The organism is Streptomyces sp. NPDC107528 (assembly GCF_055639295.1).
The window spans coordinates 239852-256810 of record NZ_JBVKAV010000002.1 but is presented as its reverse complement, the minus strand read 5'-3'; the positions used below and the strand labels follow the sequence as shown (position 1 = coordinate 256810).

17 protein-coding genes and 1 pseudogene are annotated in these 16959 nt (G+C 70.1%); 7 read left to right on the top strand and 11 right to left on the bottom strand.

All coding sequences use genetic code 11. The features are described 5' to 3' along the window. Window positions 1–74: 74 nt before the first annotated feature. Window positions 75–566, bottom strand: coding sequence for an ATP-binding protein (locus tag ACZ7L5_RS06225; protein WP_471514859.1), 492 nt, complete (start codon window positions 564–566; stop codon window positions 75–77). A 130-nt stretch (window positions 567–696) separates the two neighbouring features. On the opposite strand from ACZ7L5_RS06225, the gene ACZ7L5_RS06220 reads away from it, so the two are divergent. Together ACZ7L5_RS06220 and ACZ7L5_RS06215 are read left to right on the top strand one after the other, a co-directional pair. Continuing rightward, window positions 697–1533 carry a helix-turn-helix domain-containing protein gene (locus ACZ7L5_RS06220; RefSeq protein WP_471514857.1) on the top strand — a complete coding sequence of 279 codons (837 nt, stop codon included), beginning with the start codon at window positions 697–699 and terminating at the stop codon, window positions 1531–1533. Then, a complete protein-coding gene (locus ACZ7L5_RS06215) occupies window positions 1530–1793 on the top strand; it encodes a DUF397 domain-containing protein (RefSeq protein ID WP_471514855.1) in 264 nt (87 codons plus the stop codon). Before ACZ7L5_RS06220 ends, ACZ7L5_RS06215 begins: the two co-directional genes overlap by 4 nt. Here the strand turns inward: ACZ7L5_RS06215 and ACZ7L5_RS06210 are convergent. Both ACZ7L5_RS06210 and ACZ7L5_RS06205 read right to left on the bottom strand, forming a co-directional pair. Then, window positions 1750–2727, bottom strand: coding sequence for a helix-turn-helix domain-containing protein (locus ACZ7L5_RS06210; RefSeq protein ID WP_471514853.1), 978 nt, complete (start codon window positions 2725–2727; stop codon window positions 1750–1752). The genes ACZ7L5_RS06215 and ACZ7L5_RS06210 overlap by 44 nt on opposite strands. A 144-nt stretch (window positions 2728–2871) precedes the next feature. Continuing rightward, a complete protein-coding gene (locus tag ACZ7L5_RS06205) occupies window positions 2872–3249 on the bottom strand; it encodes a peptidase inhibitor family I36 protein (RefSeq protein WP_471514851.1) in 378 nt (125 codons plus the stop codon). A 221-nt stretch (window positions 3250–3470) separates the two neighbouring features. Here ACZ7L5_RS06205 and ACZ7L5_RS06200 point away from each other — a divergent pair, with 221 nt between their 5' ends. Next, entirely contained in the window at window positions 3471–4235 is a 765-nt protein-coding gene (locus ACZ7L5_RS06200; protein WP_471514849.1) for an intradiol ring-cleavage dioxygenase, read from the top strand. Window positions 4236–4311: 76 nt separating this feature from the next. Here ACZ7L5_RS06200 and ACZ7L5_RS06195 read toward each other — a convergent pair whose 3' ends face one another. From ACZ7L5_RS06195 to ACZ7L5_RS06170, 6 genes and pseudogenes are all read right to left on the bottom strand, one after another. Next, a complete protein-coding gene (locus ACZ7L5_RS06195; protein WP_471514847.1) occupies window positions 4312–4971 on the bottom strand; it encodes a DUF4360 domain-containing protein in 660 nt (219 codons plus the stop codon). Between the two features lie 195 nt (window positions 4972–5166). Beyond that, window positions 5167–5984, bottom strand: a pseudogene (locus tag ACZ7L5_RS06190) (sulfite exporter TauE/SafE family protein). Window positions 5985–6136: 152 nt separating this feature from the next. Further along, the gene (arfA, locus tag ACZ7L5_RS06185; RefSeq protein ID WP_471514845.1) at window positions 6137–7645 is read right to left on the bottom strand and encodes an arabinosylfuranosidase ArfA; all 1509 of its coding nucleotides are present in this window, start codon (window positions 7643–7645) and stop codon (window positions 6137–6139) included. Window positions 7646–7769: 124 nt separating this feature from the next. Next, window positions 7770–8630 (bottom strand): carbohydrate ABC transporter permease, encoded by an 861-nt coding sequence (locus tag ACZ7L5_RS06180; RefSeq protein WP_471514843.1) that lies wholly within the window; start codon window positions 8628–8630, stop codon window positions 7770–7772. Continuing rightward, window positions 8627–9574: a carbohydrate ABC transporter permease gene (locus tag ACZ7L5_RS06175; RefSeq protein ID WP_471514841.1), complete on the bottom strand. Its 948-nt coding sequence runs from the start codon at window positions 9572–9574 to the stop codon at window positions 8627–8629. Before ACZ7L5_RS06175 ends, ACZ7L5_RS06180 begins: the two co-directional genes overlap by 4 nt. Then, window positions 9571–10929, bottom strand: a complete 1359-nt coding sequence (locus ACZ7L5_RS06170) for an extracellular solute-binding protein (protein WP_471514839.1) — start codon at window positions 10927–10929, stop codon at window positions 9571–9573. The genes ACZ7L5_RS06175 and ACZ7L5_RS06170 overlap by 4 nt, the downstream gene beginning before the upstream one ends. A 231-nt stretch (window positions 10930–11160) precedes the next feature. On the opposite strand from ACZ7L5_RS06170, the gene ACZ7L5_RS06165 reads away from it, so the two are divergent. From ACZ7L5_RS06165 to ACZ7L5_RS06150, 4 genes are all read left to right on the top strand, one after another. Next, on the top strand, window positions 11161–11784 hold the full coding sequence (locus ACZ7L5_RS06165) for a toxin-antitoxin system, toxin component family protein (RefSeq protein ID WP_471514837.1): 624 nt from the start codon (window positions 11161–11163) through the stop codon (window positions 11782–11784). Window positions 11785–11786: 2 nt separating this feature from the next. Beyond that, complete coding sequence (locus tag ACZ7L5_RS06160) at window positions 11787–13010, top strand: MAB_1171c family putative transporter (RefSeq protein WP_471515825.1); 1224 nt, start codon at window positions 11787–11789, stop codon at window positions 13008–13010. Next, entirely contained in the window at window positions 13007–14413 is a 1407-nt protein-coding gene (locus tag ACZ7L5_RS06155) for an NAD(P)/FAD-dependent oxidoreductase (protein ID WP_471514835.1), read from the top strand. Before ACZ7L5_RS06160 ends, ACZ7L5_RS06155 begins: the two co-directional genes overlap by 4 nt. Before the next feature lie 63 nt (window positions 14414–14476). Then, window positions 14477–15223, top strand: coding sequence for a phosphotransferase family protein (locus ACZ7L5_RS06150; RefSeq protein WP_471514833.1), 747 nt, complete (start codon window positions 14477–14479; stop codon window positions 15221–15223). Window positions 15224–15260: 37 nt separating this feature from the next. Here the strand turns inward: ACZ7L5_RS06150 and ACZ7L5_RS06145 are convergent, their stop codons facing one another. Then, entirely contained in the window at window positions 15261–16109 is an 849-nt protein-coding gene (locus tag ACZ7L5_RS06145; RefSeq protein WP_471514832.1) for an SMP-30/gluconolactonase/LRE family protein, read from the bottom strand. Then, the gene (locus ACZ7L5_RS06140) at window positions 16106–16879 is read right to left on the bottom strand and encodes an IclR family transcriptional regulator (protein ID WP_328881892.1); all 774 of its coding nucleotides are present in this window, start codon (window positions 16877–16879) and stop codon (window positions 16106–16108) included. Before ACZ7L5_RS06140 ends, ACZ7L5_RS06145 begins: the two co-directional genes overlap by 4 nt. Between the last annotated feature and the right edge of the window lie 80 nt (window positions 16880–16959).

Genomic DNA, 16959 nt, shown 5'->3' with positions numbered 1-16959 from the left:
GCCGGACTGTTGGCCGACATACCGAACAGTGCTCGCAAGTTCGAACGGGACCGTAGAATCGAACCCCTTGCGCGTCAAGGCTGTTGACCGGTTCCGCGCCTTCGGATCAGAGCCAGCCACCCGGGCAGGTCGACCTCGGCACAGACGGTCTTGCCGGGCGAGTCCCCCCGCTCCACCACCTCCCACCGATCGGCCAGCGCCTCGACGAGGACGAGCCCGCGGCCGTGTTCGTCCAGGAGGTGTGGACGACGTACGTCGCCGGGCTTCGGGGGATGGGACTCGGTACGGGTGTCACTGACCTCCACGCGGATGCTGCCCGTAGGCAGGGAGAGCCGCAGCTCGAAGTCCCGGCCGGGAACCCGGCCGTGGGTCACTGCGTTCGCGGCCAGCTCGGCGACGATCACCGCGACCGCGTCGGATGCGTCACTGCCGTGCGGGACACCCCAGGCGTGGAGCTGGTTCAGGGCGAGGCGCCGGGCGAGGCGGGCGCCGCGCGGGGTGGCGCTGAGGCGCTGGGTGAACACACGTACGGTGACCGGGGGTTGGGGGGTGTGAGGTGCGGGCATGCGCTCAATCTGGCGGCTGGGGCAGGCAGTTCACCAGGTGAGAGGCGCGTACGCTGCGGCAGCGTACGCGGTTACGGACTGGACAGTACTCATCACCACCCGTGACCATGAGCGCGGGAGGTGACCGACCGTGGTCGATGGCGTGGCGGGTACGGGTGGCGAGCCGGAGTCGTCGGACAGTCTGCGGACGTTCGGCGCGGTGGTCCAGGCGCTGCGGGAGCATGCGGGGTTGAGCCGGGAGGAGTTCGGGGACCTGGTGGGGCTGTCCAAACACACGGTGGCGTCGGTGGAGTTGGGGCGGCGGATGCCGGACCCGACGTTCTCGGACCGGGCGGAGCCGGTGCTGGGGAACACGGGGGCGTTACGGAAGTCGGCGCCGTGTCTGAGTCGGCAGCCGGGGTTGGCGGCGTGGTTTCGGCGGTGGGCGCGGTTGGAGGCGACGGCGATCACGCTGTACACGTACGAGTGCCGGTTGATTCCGGGGTTGTTGCAGACCGAGGCGTACTCGCGGACATTGTTCACGAACCAGCTGCCGCCCATGGACGACGAGCAGATCGAGGCGCAGTGGGCGGCGCGCGCCGAGCGACAACGACTGCTGCGGGAACGGCCGAACACGGCGTTCGCCTTCATCCTGGAAGAGCACCTGTTCCGACGGCGTACGGGTGGACTGGAGGTCACGCGGGAGCTCATCGACCACGTCCTGGCGATCGCCGAACTGCGGAACGTGGAGATCCAGGTCATGCCGACGGAGCAGGAGACGCACGCGGGGCTGGACGGTCCGATGCAGCTGCTGGAGACGCCGGAGAACAAATGGTTCGCCTACTGCGAGGGCCAGGAAAGCGGCCAGTTCATCGTCGACTCAAAGGTGGTCAGCATGCTCCAGATGAGGTATGCCAGGATGCGCTCACAGGCTCTCACTCTGAACGACTCCGTGAGCCTGTTGCAGCGGATGCGAGGAGACCTATGAGCACCAGCGAACTGGCCTGGTTCAAGAGCAGCTACAGCAGCGGCAGCCAGGGCGACTGCGTCGAAGTGGCCCTCGCCTGGCGCAAGTCCAGCTACAGCAGCGGCGGTTCCGGCGACTGCGTTGAGGTAGCCGCCTGTCCCCACACCATCCACGTACGCGACTCCAAGAACCGGCGGGGCCCCGCCCTCACCCTCTCCCCCACCACCTGGACGGAGTTCATCGCGCACGTCCGTCCAGCAGGGCAAGCCCCAACGGCGTAACGGAGTGCAGCGCCGCCTTCCCCGCCCTGCACGTGCTCAGTAACCCCGCCTTGCGCAGGATGCCCACGTGATGGCTGGCCGTGGCCGGTGAGATGCCCGCGTCGTGGGCGAGTTCGGTCGTCGTCACGCCGTGGTCGGCGACCGATTCGAGGATCCCGGCGCGGGTCCGCCCGAGGAGGGCGTTCAAGGAGCGGAGTCCCGGCGTGCCGCCGTTCAGGGGCGTCTCGTGGGTCATCGGGTAGACGACGACGCACGGCAGCGCCGGATCCTTGAGCAGCGTCGGCTTGCGCCAGCAGAAGTACGACGGGAGGACCAGGAGCCCGCGTCCGTCGAGGCGGACGTCACGGTCAGCGCCCAGCCCCGTCACCTCCAGTACGGGCCGCCGCCAGACGAGGCCGGGGTGGAGGGCGCCGAGCAGCGCGCCGAGGTCGCCGTCGGCCAGATACCGTCCGTGGGCGGCACGTTCGGCGCCGAAGCGGGTGCGGAGGCGACTCCACCAGGGGGCCAGCGCGGCCGTGAAGTACGCCCGGAAGACGCGCGCGAGGTGGCCGACGGCCTCCTTGTCGCCGTCGGCGAGGGAACGCGCCCAGGGCGGCATCCGTCGGCCCGCGCGGGACAGTTCCATCAGGTCGCCCCGCAGCCGCTGCCGTGGCGTGGACAGCAGGGCACCGATCCCGGCGTCCAGGCCGCCCGTGCCGGCGGCCGGGGTGAGGAAGTCGGCCGAGTAGCCGACGGGCGGGGCCATGCGGAGCAACGGGCGTACGGCAGCGGGCAGTTCGCGTCGTACCCGGCGCCGCCAGCCGCCGAAGACGGCGGAACCGGTGTCCGTCTGAAGCATGTGCATGCTGAGCAGCGCCTCCCACATCGGGTCGGGGGCCTGCGCCAGCCTGATCTGGGCGAGATCGTCGTCGGTGAAGTGAATACGTACGGCCATGTGAGCCATCCCCGTTCGGCACGTCGTGCACTCACATGCTCCGGGGTTCGTCGCCTCTTGACACCCTCAGATGTCATGGGCCGCCCCGCCGCACCGCAAGGGTGCGACGGGGCGCTCGTCGTCCGTCAGGCCCGGCAGGGCTTCTCAGCACTCCCCGACGGAGCTGACCTGGTCCCGGACGGGCGACGCCAGGTCCAGCGCCTGTCCGTCCAGGATCACCTGGATCTCGTTCTCGTAGTCCGCGTCCCGGTACAGGCACCACGAGTCGCCGGAGATGTTCTTCACCGACCACACGTGGTCGTTGAGACCGCCCGCCAGCCGGCCCAGGTTGGACGCGCCGTCCGACAGCGAGTAGTGCGCGCCGCCGCCCTGCCCGTCGTGGTAGATGCAGAACTCCGACGGGTCGCAGGGCCAGGTCGCCGGGTCCCCGGCCGCCTGGGCGGAGGTGGGCACGGCGAGCATGGCGGCGGTGCCGACGAAGGCGGCGAGGGTGAGAGCGAGTCGGCTATTGCGGATGGACATGAGGTACTTCCTTCCCCGTTGTTCCCCGTTGTTCCCCGTTGTTCCTCGTACGCCGACCAGCCTGGGCCCGGGCGGCCGTACCCCGCGAGCGCCTTCGATCTCCGTCGAATCGATGTGACGGCTGCACACGCAAGTGACGTGTCCGACAAGAAACTTGACGGATGCTCACTTTGCTCAACTGACAGCCCACCAACAGGATCAGTTCCTACGGTGCCGTGCTCATGACAGACACTTCAGGGACAACCCCCACCGTGATCGGGCGCCGAACCGTGCTCATCGCCACCGGCGCCACGGCCGTATCGCTGGCCGTCGCCGCCGCGCCTGAAGCCCCCACAGCCGAGGCGGCCGACCCGGCCCCCGTCGCCGCCGCGGCCGTCTGCACACTCACGAAGGAGATGACCGAAGGCCCCTACTACCTCGACGGACAGCTCGTCCGCGCCGACATCAGCGAGGACAAGACCGGCATCCCGCTGCAGCTCACGCTCACCGTCGTCGACGACAGCACCTGCGCGCCGCTGAACAGCGCCCTGGTGGAGATCTGGCACTGCGACGCCCTCGGCGAGTACTCCGGCTTCGTCGGCAACAACGGCCACGACGAGCCCGACAACGGCACCTTCCTGCGGGGCGGCGTCCTCACGGGGCCGGACGGCGTCGCGCGCATCACGTCCGTGTACCCCGGCTGGTACCGCGGCCGGTGCGTCCACATCCACGTCAAGGTGCACACCGACGTCACGCTCACCGACGACGGCTCGTTCACCGGCGGCCAGGAACTCCACACCGGCCAGCTCTTCTTCGACGAGACGATCACGACCCGCGTCGCCGCGCTCGCCGTCTACGCCGCCAACACCGTCCCGCGCACCACCCTCGCCCAGGACTCCATCTACGACGACGGAGGCGCCGCGTCCGGGCTGCTGACCCTGACCGCACTGGGCAGTTCACCCTCCGCCGGCTATGCGGGGGCGCTCACCCTGGGAGTGGAGAGCTGACCCGACACCCACACCGACGCCAAGCCGCGCCCGACTGCGATCATCGGGCGCGGCTCGGCCTGTGCAGGCGGTGCTGCTACTTGCCCGGGCACTCCTTCCACGCCAGGTGGTACACCGTGCTGATGTCACCGTCGGTCGAGTCCATGGTCATGAAGCTGACCTTGCTCGGAGACGACGAGCCGGCGTTGACGCGCAGCTCAGTGTTGATGTTGAAGTTGCGCTGCTTTCCACAGGGCGCCCAGATCAACTGGGCCCAGTCCGTCTCGTCGGTGGCCTGCCAGTTGTCGTTGAGGGGGCCGCTGTAGGGGTGGTTGCGGAACTGCGTGTTCGGTGAGCCCTGGAAGTAGTACGAGGCTCTCTGTATGGCGCTCGCGCCGGACTGGAGGGAGGCGAAGCCGCGGTAGTCGGCGCTGGCGATGGCGTAGGTGAAGCCACCGGGGACGTGCACGACCAGGCTGAGCTGGCAGTTCTTACGGAACGCCGTGGGGTCGGAGTTGCCGCCGACCTGGGCGAGGTAGTCGCTGTAGGTCACGGTGAAGGCGGTGTTGTCCTCGGAGACGGCGACGGCGGTGGTGCCCTGGGGGCAGCCGGAGCCGTTCACCGTGGCGACCTTGATGACGATCTTGTCCGGCGGCGGGTCTTCGAACGCCGGCGCGGCCTGAGCGGGCAACGTCGCGGTGAGCAGAGCGGCCAGCGCGCCGCCGCTCAGCAGGAGTCGCAGGAGTCCACGTGCCATGGAGCTCTCCTTGGGGATGGGGGGTGGCTGCGCCTCCGACCCCGTTTTCAAGTCAGTTGAACCTTTGAAGAAACAGTGACTTTTCTGTGAAGGTCGAAGGCGTTCGCATCGTAGGGGGCCGAGCATGGCATGGCCACGACGAACTCCAGCCATTCACAGGTGAGTTGAGGCATGTGAGCGCGTCCGCCCGGTCGGTCAGGTGCCGACCGGCTGACGCTCCTCGGCGGACTCGGCCACGGTCGCGTTCCGCTCCTTGAGGTGGACACGGACCGAGTACGCGAGGGCGGCGGCCCACAGCGCGTACAGGGCGACGTAGAGCACGTCACTGGTCGGCAGGGTGCGGGCGTTGGTCACGACGATCACTCCGCCGACCGCCGATCCCAGCACCCGCGGCGGCAGCAGCCGCACCAGCCACGCGGCGAGGGGCGCGGCGACCAGACCGCCCAGCAGGAACGCGGCGACCCACATGACGTCGATGCCCTGGGAGCCGAGGGAGAACAGGAAACCGAGGCCGGCGGCCACCGCGACGAGGAACTCGCTGGTGTCGATGGAGCCGATGACCTTGCGCGGCTCCATCCGGCCGGAGGCGAGGAGGGCGGGCGTACCGACGGGGCCCCAGCCGCCTCCCCCGGTGGCGTCGAGGAAGCCGGCGACCAGCCCCAGCGGGGCCAGGAACCGGCGCCGGAGCGGCCTGCCCAGCCGGCCCTCCGGCAGCCCCCGGAAGGTGAACCGGACCAGGACGTACACGCCCAGCCCCAGCAGGATCGCGGACATCACCGGCTTCGCGACCTCCGTCGACAGCGGGACAGCACGGTCGCCCCGAGGAACGCGCCCACCGCGCCCGGTACGCCGATCCGCGCGACCACTCTCCAGTCGACGTTCCCGAAGCGCCAGTGCGCCGCCCCCGACATCAGCGTCGTACCGATCTCGGCGAGATGGACAGTCGCGGAGGCGGCGGCGGGGCTGGTGCCCAGGGCCAGCAGCAGCGTGGTCGAGGTGACCCCGTACGCCATGCCGAGGCTGCCGTCCACGAGCTGGGCCCCTAGGCCCGCGAGGGCGAGCAGGATCAACGTGCGCATGGGCGCCGACGGTAGGGCCCCGAGCTGAGCAAACCCTTAGGGAAGCTGAACGCAGTCTTGGGGCCCTGTGAAGATCGTCCGCCAGGTCAGCTCAGGCGGATCACGTTCCAGGACAGCGGTTCCAGTACGGCGGTGAGGCTGCCGTCCTTGAGTGCCGTGCCCTCGACGGCGTGCGGGGTGACCCGTTCCGGCTCGTCGAGGGTGTTGCGGGCGTCCGGGTCGGCGTCCGCGAGGGCGCTGTGCTCGACGACCGCCGTCAGGGCGAGGCCGTTCAGGGCGACGTCGAGGGGCAGGGCGTCGGTGCGGCTGCGGTTGACCGCGAAGACGGTGACCGTGCCGTCCTCGGCGCGCACGGCGGTGGCGTGCAGCAGGTCGGCCTCGCCGTACTTCTTCGTCTCGTAGGCCGGGGAGTCCACCCGGACGTCCAGCACCTGGCCGCGGCCGTACTTGGCGGCCTGCGCGAACGGGAAGAACGTCGTCTGCCGCCACGCCGGGCCGCCCGGCTCGGTCATGATCGGCGCGATGACGTTGACCAGCTGGGCGAGGCAGGCCACGGTGACGCGGTCGGCGTGCCGCAGCAGCGCGATGAGGAGCGAGCCGAAGACGACCGCGTCCATGACGCTGTAGTTGTCCTCCAGGAGGCGGGGAGCCTGTGGCCAGTCCGTCAGCGTCTTGGCGTGTTCCTCCCACTCGGGCAGGTACCAGACGTTCCACTCGTCGAAGGAGAGGTTGATCCGCTTCTTCGACTTCAGCCGCGCGCCCACGTGGTCGGCGGTCGCGACGACGTTCTCGATGAAGGACTCCATGTCGACGGCGGAGGCGAGGAAGGAGTCGATGTCGCCGTTCTCGGGCCAGTAGTAGGCATGCAGCGAGATGTGGTCGACGAGGTCGTACGTCTCCTTGAGGACCGTCGCCTCCCATTCGGCGAAGGTCGGCATGGACTGGCTGGAGGAGCCGCAGGCGACGAGTTCGACGTCCGGGTCGATCTGGCGCATGGCGCGGGCGGTCTCGGCGGCGACACGGCCGTACTCCTCGGCCGTCTTGTGGCCCGTCTGCCAGGGGCCGTCCATCTCGTTGCCGAGGCACCACAGCCTGATGCCGAAGGGGTCCTTGTCGCCGTGCGTGACACGGAGGTCGGACAGGGCGGTGCCAGGCGGATGGTTGGCGTACTCCTGGAGCTCCAGGGCTTCCGCGACACCGCGGGTGCCGAGATTGAGGGCCATCATGGGCTCGGCCTGGGGACCGATCTTGCGGAGGAAGTCGATGTACTCGGACAGGCCGAAGCGGTTGGTCTCCGTGGAGTGCCAGGCGAGGTCGAGGCGGCGGGGGCGGTCCTCGGCGGGACCGACCGAGTCCTCCCACTTGTAGCCGGAGACGAAGTTGCCGCCGGGGTAGCGGATGGTGGTGACGCCGAGTTCGCGGACGAGGTCCAGGACGTCCTGGCGCAGGCCCGTCTCGTCGGCCGTGGGGTGGTCCGGTTCGAAGATGCCGGTGTAGACGCAGCGGCCGAGGTGTTCGACGAAGGATCCGAAAAGACGGGGGTTGACCTCACCGACCGTGAAGGCGGGGTCGAGGGTGAAGCGGGCGGTTTGCATGGTCGCCTTTCGAAGGGGGTGATTCTGGGTGGTTTCGAATCGTTGGCGGCTGCGGGTGGGTGGGGGTTGATCGCGCCCACGCGGCGGAGCCGCATATGGCGACGGCCCCGCGCCCCTTGGGGCGCTACTGGCCTGCCAGGCCCGTATGTGCGACGCCTCTGACGATCTGGCTCTGGAACAGGACGAAGGCGGCGATCAGGGGGAGGCCCGCGATGATGCCGCCGGCCATGAGCTGGGGCCAGACGATGCCGAAGGCGTTCTGCACGGTGGCGATGCCGTTCGGCATGGTCATCAGGTCGGGGTTGTTGGTCACCATGTACGGCCAGATGAAGTTGTTCCAGGAGGCGATGAAGGTGAAGATCCCCACCGCCGAGAGGGACGGCTTCGACAGAGGCAGGACGATCGTGAAGAAGATCCGCCAGCGGCCCGCGCCGTCGATGAAGGCCGCCTCCTCCAGTTCGCGGGGCAGCGACTGGAAGAACTTGTAGAGGATGTAGACCATCGCCGCGGGCGCGCACTGCGGCAGGATCATGCCCCAGTAGGTGTCCACCATGCCGAGCGACTGCACGGTGGTGAACAGCGGGACGCCGAGGACGGCCGGGGAGAACATCAGGCCCGCCATCGTGACCGCCATCAGGGCCGACTTGCCGCGGAACGCCGTGCGGGCGAAGCCGTACCCGGCGAGCGACGACACCAGCAGCACGATGAAGGTGACGCAGACGGACACCACGACGGAGTTCACGAACCAGTTGGGGATGTTGCCGGCCTCCAGGACCGCCTGCCAGGAGTCCAGCGTGAAGTCGTCGGGGATCCAGTGCGGGGCGGTCACCGACTCGGTCGGCGTCTTGAGGGAGGTGGACAGGGCCCAGAGCAGCGGGGCCACCCAGACCGCCGAGAGGGCCGCGGCTACCAGGGTCAGGGCGATCTGACCGGGGGTCCAGGTGCTGCGGAGCCTGCGCGGCACGGGGGTCGTCGGGTTCGTCATCGGGCGCTCTCCTCGCGGTTGCGCAGCAGCCACATCCGTCCGAGGGCGACGACCGCGATGATCAGGAACAGGATGAAGGAGATCGCGGAGGCATAGCCCACGCGGTAGCTGGTGAAGCCCTGTTCGAGGGTGTACTGGACGAAGGTGCGCGTCGATTCCTCCGGGCCTGGCCCGAACTGGTACATGACCACGGCCTGGTCGAAGACCTGGAGCGAGGCGAGGATCTGGAGCGCGATCACCAGGCCGGTGATGTCGCGCAGGTTCGGCACGGTGATGTGGAGCAGCCGCTGGAAGGCGTTGGCCCCGTCCAACTCAGCCGCTTCGTAGAGGTGTTGGGGGATGTTCTGGAGGGCGGCCAGGTAGAGCAGGAAGCTGAAGCCGACCGTCCACCACAGAGTGGCGACGACGACGGCGAGCAGGGCCGTGGACTTCTGGGTGAGCCAGGGGGTGTCCAGGCCGAGGACGTGGTTCACCATGCCGTTGGTGGGCTGGAAGAGCCACCACCACAGGTTGCCGATGACCGCGGACGGCAGCAGGAAGGGGGCGAAGAAGCAGAGCCGCCACAGCCACTTGAAGTGCACGGTGTGGTGGGCGACGAGCGCCATCAGCAAGGCCGTGACGACGATGGCGGGCACGACGTAGAGCGTGAACTGCACACTGTGCGTGAGGGACTCCCAGACCAGGTCGTCCTTGAGCGCTTCCCGGTAGTTGTCGAGGCCGACGAAGGTCGTGTGGTCGCCGGAGATGTTCGCGTCGGTGAAGCTGAGGTAGAGGCCGCGGACGACCGGCAGGACGACGAAGAGGCCGTACAGGACGAAGAACGGGGCGACGAACCAGCCGCCGTGCTGGAAACGGTTGCCCCAGCGCAGTCGGGCGGAGTCGGCGGCGGTGGTCGCGCGGGGGCGCAGCACTCCGTGGGCGACGGTCGTGGTCGTACTGCTCATGCGCCCGCTCCCTTCAGTTCCCGGGCTGCCGTCAGGCCGGTCATGGGGTTCTTGGCCGCGAGCAGTTGGTACAGGAGGGACTTCAGCCGGCGGGCCGCCGCGTCGGGCTTCGCCGAGCCCAGGGTGGACGAGGCGATGACCGGGCCGAGGCGGGTGGCGAGGATGCCGGTGGAGCCCGCGAACCAGATGTGGGGTTCGGTGGCCGGGTGCTCCATGGCGGGCCCGGAGTACTCGTTCTGCGGGGTGAGTTCGAGGTAGCCGGGGTCCTTGAAGGTGGGCAGATAGGCGGGTACGTGGCCGCCGTTGGCCCAGGTGGTGGCGTGGGAGACCATGTAGGCGGCGAGTTCGTAGGCGCCGTCGTTCGGGGCGCCGCCGCGGTCGGCCTGGTGGGGCAGGACGAAGGCGTGCGACTCGACGTGGGTGGCCGGGGTGCCGAAGACCGGGGGCAGCGGCTGGGCGCCGTACTCGATCTTCTCGCCGTTGAAGTACGGCACCGACCAGTTGCCCTCCCAGGTGAAGGGTGATCCGGCGATGAAGGCTTCGCCGTCCGCCTCGCCGACGGTGACGTAGCCCTCGGTGACGTTCCTGCGGAGGAACTCCAGGACCTGGGTGGCCTTGTCGGTGTCGAAGGTGACCTGGGTCTGGTCCTCGTCGAAGTAGGCGCCGCCGAGCTGCTGGTAGAAGGAGACGAAGAACCACCAGGCGAAATTCTGGTCGTTGGCGTGCAGCCCGAGGGTCTGCTGCCCCTTCTTCAGCTGTCCCTTGGCCGCCTTGAGGATCTCGAACCACTCGTCGGGGTCGCCGGCGGCGGGCAGCCGCCCGTCGGAGTCCAGCAGGCCGGCCTTCTCGCACACGTCCTTGCGGTAGAAGTTCAGCTGGACGTGGATGTCGAGGGGCAGGGCGTACAACTCGCCGTCGACGATGCCGCGGCGCCACAGCACGGGGTTGAAGTCGGCCTCCCGTACGCCGTATTCGGCGAGCAGGTCCATGTCCCAGGGGTCGAGCAGGCGGCCCGGCGCGAAGCCGGGGATACGGCCCTGGTGCATGACCGCGAGGTCGGGTGCGCGGTTGCCCGCGGCGGCCATGGCGAGCTTGGTGTAGTAGGGCCCGCCCCAGGTGAGGGTGGAGTCCTTGACGGCGACGTCCGGGTTCGCCTTGCGGAAGGCGTCCACCATCGCGACCTGGTTGGTGCCGTCGCCGCCTTGGAAGAGGTTCCAGTACCGCACCCGGGTACGAGCACTGGACGCGAGCGCGTCGGCCCCCGTCCCGAGCGCCGCGAACCCAAAGCTGCCGGCCACCGCCAATCCGCCCGCGGTGGCCAGAAGTTGCCTGCGATTGAGGTCAGGTCGTCCCATTCCCTGCCCTATCTGTTCGAGATACCGACATACGCCCGTAACTTCGAACGGACCGTAGGCTGCAAGCGCTTACCAGTCAATGGTTTGTGCACGAATCCGAGCAACGCGGTCTTCCCCGGCTCATCCGCGGTCGTTCCCCGTTTAACCACAGCCGCCGGACCACATGACGGGGACACTTCCGGACGCGTAGGCTCGAACAGCCCGCCGACAGGCGGAGGAACTGGGGGTGCGATGGACATCGCGGGCGCGCGCACGAGGGCGGCCCGGGTCGCTGCGCTGCTGCGGCTGCGGCGCTCCCGTTCCGGTTCCGGTTCCGGGATGCGTGAGCTGGCCTCCGAGCTGAGCGCCGCCCTGCGTGCCGGACCCCACCCCCCGGCCGACGTACGCGAGTTGTGCCACGCGCTGTGCGTGGAGATGAGTGCGCGGCGCGGCGGACGGCCCGTCGAGCTGCGGTTCGAGCGGTTCCCCGACGAGATCGAGGTGACCGGGCTGTGGGTGGAGTTCCAGGACTTCGACCTGGTCATCGTCGAGGAGCGCGCCGAGACGATGCAGCAACTGGTCATCCTCGGCCATGAGTTGTGGCACATGCACGCCGGCCACGGCCACCACCACACCGACGGCACGGCCGCCGCGCACGCGCTCGCCGGAACCCCCGGCTGGAAGGGCATCGCCCTCGCGGTCGCCGCCCGCAACGGCTCCCGGGAGCGGGACGAGGCCGAGGCGGACGACTTCGGGCACCGGCTGGCGGCGGCGTTCCGGCCGCTGCTGTCGGGGCCGGGCGCGGACGCGCCGCTCGGGCCTGTGCAGCGTTCGATGGGCTACCGCGGGAGCGGGAGCGGGAGGACGGCGCGGTGACCGTGCTGGCGTCGACCTCCTCAAAGCTCTTCGGCGATATCCACATCTCCTTCTGGATCCCCACCGTCGCGCTGGCCGCCGCCCTGGCGATCAAGCTGCCCAGCATCCTCAGGATGTGGCGGGACCCCCTGCTGCGCGCCGTCGGCGGCCTGTTGCTGTTCGCCTGCGCGGTGTTCGTCTTCGCCGCCCCTGCCACCATCGCCTGGACCAACCGCGTCACCAGGGTGCCCAACATCTCGGCCCCATGGGTGTATTCGCTCATCACCGCGCTGTGCGCGTCCTGGCTGCTGATGATCATCGCCTGGCGCAACGGCCTGTCCAACCGCTCGGCCGCCACCCGCCGGGCGACCCGCTGGGTCGTCTCCGTCTACGCGGGCGTGGTCATCACCCTGTGGGCGCTCTTCGCGCTCGCGGACGCTCCCGTGGAACGACTACGGGACCTGGACACGTACTACGCCACGACACCCTTCATGCGCGAGCAGATCCTGCTCTACCTGCTCGCGCACACCGTGGCCTGCACGATCACGGCACGGCTGATCTGGAACTGGATCCGCACCGAGGGCCTCGACGCCTGGCTTCGCGCGGGCCTGCGGTTCCTGGGCGTCGGCTACGCGACGAACCTGCTCTTCGACGCGTCCAAGCTCACGGCCGTCGTCGCCCGGTGGACGGGCCACGACCTGGACTGGCTGAGCACCGACCTGGCGCCGTCGGCCGCCTGCGTCTCGGCCTCCCTGGTCGCGGTGGGCTTCATCATCCCGCACGCCGGCCAGTACCTGCACGAGCGCTGGCGCATCCGGCGACGCCATCGGCACCTGCGTCCCCTCTCCGTGCTGATGCGGTCCGTCAACGGCGCCCGTGAGCCCTTCACCCTGCGCGGCACCCCGGAACTCCGGCTGATCCGCCGAGAGACGTTCGTCCGCGACGGACTCCTGCAGGTGTCCCGGCACCTCGACGAGAACCTGCGCGGACGGTCGTACGACGCGGCCCTCGCCCTCGGCTTCGAACCCACCCGGGCGGAGGCCCTCGCCGCGGCCGTGACGATCCTGGACGCCGTCGACATCAGGCAGCGGTCACCGAAGGCCGACGCCGACACCTCCCCGTCCGGCCCGGACACCGCGTATCTGCTGCGTGAGATCCAGGCCGTGTCCCGAGCCCTCCGCCATCCCAACGACATCGAGGCGGTACGCGCCCGAGCGACCGCCCCGGCAGAGAGTGCCCCCGCATGAATGAACGCCCCGCCCCAGACGTCAGAACCGCCGTCGTCCTGGGGGGATCCCACACCGGCATGCTCGCGGCCAGCGCGCTCACCGGATTCGTCGACCGTGTGCTCGTCGTGGACCGGGACACCCTGCCCGGCGACCCCGGCCCCCGCAAGGGGCTGCCGCAGGCGCGGCACGCGCACATGCTGTGGTCGGGCGGGGTCCGGGCCATGGAGAAGCTGCTTCCCGGGGTCACCGAGGTGCTCGGAGGCGCCGGGGCGCGCCGGCTGCCGGTCACGACGGACGTGGTGGCGATGTCGGCGCGGGGCTGGTTCCGGCGTTGGCCCGAGTCCCACCATGTGATCCTGGCCGGCCGGGATCTGCTGGACGCGACGATCCGGGCGCAGGTCCTCGCCGACAAGCGGATCGAACTGGTCGAGCGGGCGGAGGCGGTGGCACTGGCCGGTACGGACGCCGCCGTGACAGGCGTACGGATCAGGGCGCACGACGGCGCCGAGCGCATTCTTCAGGCAGGCCTGGTCGTCGATGCCACTGGCCGCGGCTCCGGGGCACCGCGGTGGCTCAGGGCCCTCGGCCTTCCCGCACCTCAGCGGCGCGAGGTCGACTCCGGGCTGGCGTACGCCAGTCGGCTCTACCTTGCCCCCGAGGACGCCAGGGACGGCTTCCCGGTCGTCAACGTACAGCCCGACCCGCGCGCCGGAGGGCCGGGCCGGGCGGGCTTCCTGCTGCCGATCGAGAACGGTCGGTGGATCGTCACCCTGTCCGGTACCCGGGGCGGCGAACCCACCGACGCGGCCGAGGACTTCGTCCCGTGGGCCCGCGAGAAGCTACGGCACCCGCTGATCGGCGAACTGCTCGAGAACGCCGAGCCGCTGTCCGACGTCTCGGTCACCCGCGCCACCGTCAACCGCCGCTACTTTTACGAGCGGATGCCGGTGTGGCCGGAGAACTTCGTCGTCCTCGGCGACGCCCTCGCCGCGTTCAACCCGGTCTACGGGCACGGCCTGGCGGTCGCCGCCCAAAGCACCCTGATCCTGCGGGACGTGATATGCCGTCAGGGCTGGGCCGCACCGGGCCTGTCACGCCGCGTCCAGAAGGCGGTGGCCCGCCCGGTCGGCGCGGCCTGGGACCTCGCCATCGGTCAGGACGTCTTCTACCCGGGCGCAACCGAAACCGGCCCCACCCTCCGCGAACGGCTCGTGGCCGCCTACGTGGACCGCCTCATGCACACCGCCACCGGCAACGGCCGAATCGCCCGCCGCGTCACGGACGTGACGTCCCTGGAGCGCACCGCCGAGGTACTGCTGTCCCCGTCCGTCCTACTGGCCGCGGCGATCGGCCCGCTCAAGCCGGCGCTCAACGGCCCGCCGTTGACGGCGGAGGAGCGGAAGGCGGCAGGGCTGGGGTAGGGCTGTTGGGACCGTACGCGATATTCGCGGCGACCCGGACGGTCGATCGGGATACTCGTCGCCATGGATGAGGTCAAGGTGGTCGTCGCCCATTCCGAGCGCGCGACCCTGCGCGTCGGCGACGTGTTCCTGAAGGTGGACGCCGATCAGGCGCGCATCGACGTCGAGGTCGAGGCGATGGCCATGGCACCGGTCCCCACCCCGAAGGTCCTGTGGCGCAAGCCGCCCGTGCTCGCGATCGCCGCGGTCCCGGGGACGGCGCTCGGCCGCCTCGGCGAGCCGTCGACCGCGTCCCCGGCGGCGTGGGCCGCCGCGGGTGCCGCCGTCCGGAAGCTGCACGACGCGCCGTTGCCTCCCCGGCCCGGCCGGGCCGGCCGGAGCGTCGACGAGTTGGTGGCGGAGCTCGCCGGCGAGTGCGACTGGCTCGTCACGCATGGTGTCCTGCCCGCCGGCCTGGTCACGCGCAACCGTCAGGTCGCCGAGGCCGCGCTCCGGCCGTGGACGCCGGCGTTCACGCACGGCGATCTGCAGATCGCTCACGTGTTCGTCGACGGTGACGAGGTCACGGGCATCCTCGACTGGTCGGAGGCGGGCCAGGGTGACGCCCTGTACGACCTCGCCACCTTGACGCTCGGACACGAGGAACACCTCGGCGACGTCATCGCCGGGTACGGCACCGACGTCGACCTCGACGTGATCCACGCGTGGTGGTCGCTGCGAAGCCTGCTGGGGGTTCGCTGGCTGATCGAGCACGGCTTCGACCCGTCCGCGCCGGGCGGTGAAGTCGACGTGCTGAGATCCCGGATGTGAGGCCGCGCCGGCCCGCGTCCCGTGACGACAGGCCGCGTCAGCCGGTGAACGCCGGCTGCGCCAGCCCCTTCCCGGCCCCCGGCACCACGAACACCGAGCCCGACAGGGCGGGGGGCGAGGCCAGGCCGACGCGGGCCGTGGTGACGTAGAGGTCGGTCAGGTCGGGGCCGGCGAAGGTGCAGGCCGTCACGCGGGGTACGGGCAGCGGGACGATCCGGTCCAGCTCGCCGGCCGGTGTGTAGCGCCGTACCGCCGCGCCGTCCCACAGGGCCACCCACACGCAGCCCTCGGCGTCGACGGTGAGCCCGTCCGGGAACCCGGCGCCGTCCTCGATCTCGACGAGCGGACGCCGGTTCACGGGCCTCCCGCCGGCGAAGTCGAAGACGTCGACACGACGCGTCGGGGAGTCGATGTAGTACATGAGCCGTCCGTCCGGGCTCCAGCCCGTGCCGTTGCTCACCGCCACGTCGTCGAGGACCACCTCGACGGAGGCCTCACCGGTGATCCGGGACAGGGTGCCGCCGCCCGCCGCCTCGTCGTAGCGCATGGTGCCCACCCAGAGGGACCCGTCGGGCGCGACGGCGGCGTCGTTGGCGCGGCGGCCGGGGACGGGTTCGTGATGCAGCCAGCGGAAGTTGTGGTCCGGGTCGAGCACGGCCACGCCGTCCCGCAGGTTGAGGACGAGGCCACCGCCGGCGCGCGGCTTGACGGCGCCGATGTGCTGGTGGGTCGTACGGACCGTGCGACGCCCGGAGACGGGGTCGTAGGTGTGTATCCGCGCACCGAGGATGTCGATCCAGACCAGCCGGCCACTCGCCGGATCCCAGGTCGGCCCCTCACCGAGTTCCGCCTCCGCGCGCACCGCCACCTCGTACGGCGCCCTCACGCAACGCTCCGGTGCCCCAGGCGCTCCGACAGTTCGGCGGCACCCTTGGCGGAGAGCTGCTCCAGCTCGGCGAGCCGCTCGTCGCTCCAGCGGATCATCGGCACGGAGATGGAGAGGGCGGCGACGACCTGCCCGGTACGGTCCCGCACGGGCGCGGCCACGCACGAAACGTCCGGGTTGGACTCCCGGCTCTCGACGGCGATCCCCCGCTGCCGAATCTCGGCGAGGGCCTCGCGCAGGGCGCCGGGGTCGGTGATGCTGTTGGGCGTCATGGCGACGAGCTCGGCCCCGTCGGGGATACGGGACGACAGCTCCGAGTCGGGAAGGGAGGCCAGCAGCATCTTGCCGACGGACGTGCAGTGGGCGGGCAGCCGACGGCCCGCCGCGGACACCATCCGCACCGCGTGCGTCGAGTCGACCTTGGCGATGTAGATGACGTCCGTGCCCTCCAGGATCGCCACGTGCACGGTCTCGTCGCACGTCTCCGCCACGGACCGGGCCACCTGCTGCCCCTCGGCCGCGAGGTCGAGCTGCTCGGCGTACCGGCTGCCGAGCTGGTACGGCCGTACGCCCAGCCGGTACCGTCCCGGCTGCCCCGGCACCTGGACGATGTACGACCGAGCGGCCAGAGTGGTCACCAGCTCATGCACGGTGGTCCGCGGCAACTGGAGCTTGCGCACGATGTCGGGGGCGGAGAGCGTCCCGTCCCCGTCGAGGAAGAGCTCGAGAATGTCGAGAGCCCGGGTCACGGCTGGTACGAGGCGTCCCACGTGCGGCCCCCTCCCTTGCATGCGAGGCTGCGTTCGAGATTTCAACAGCCGATCGGAATAACGAACACAGGCTACTCAAA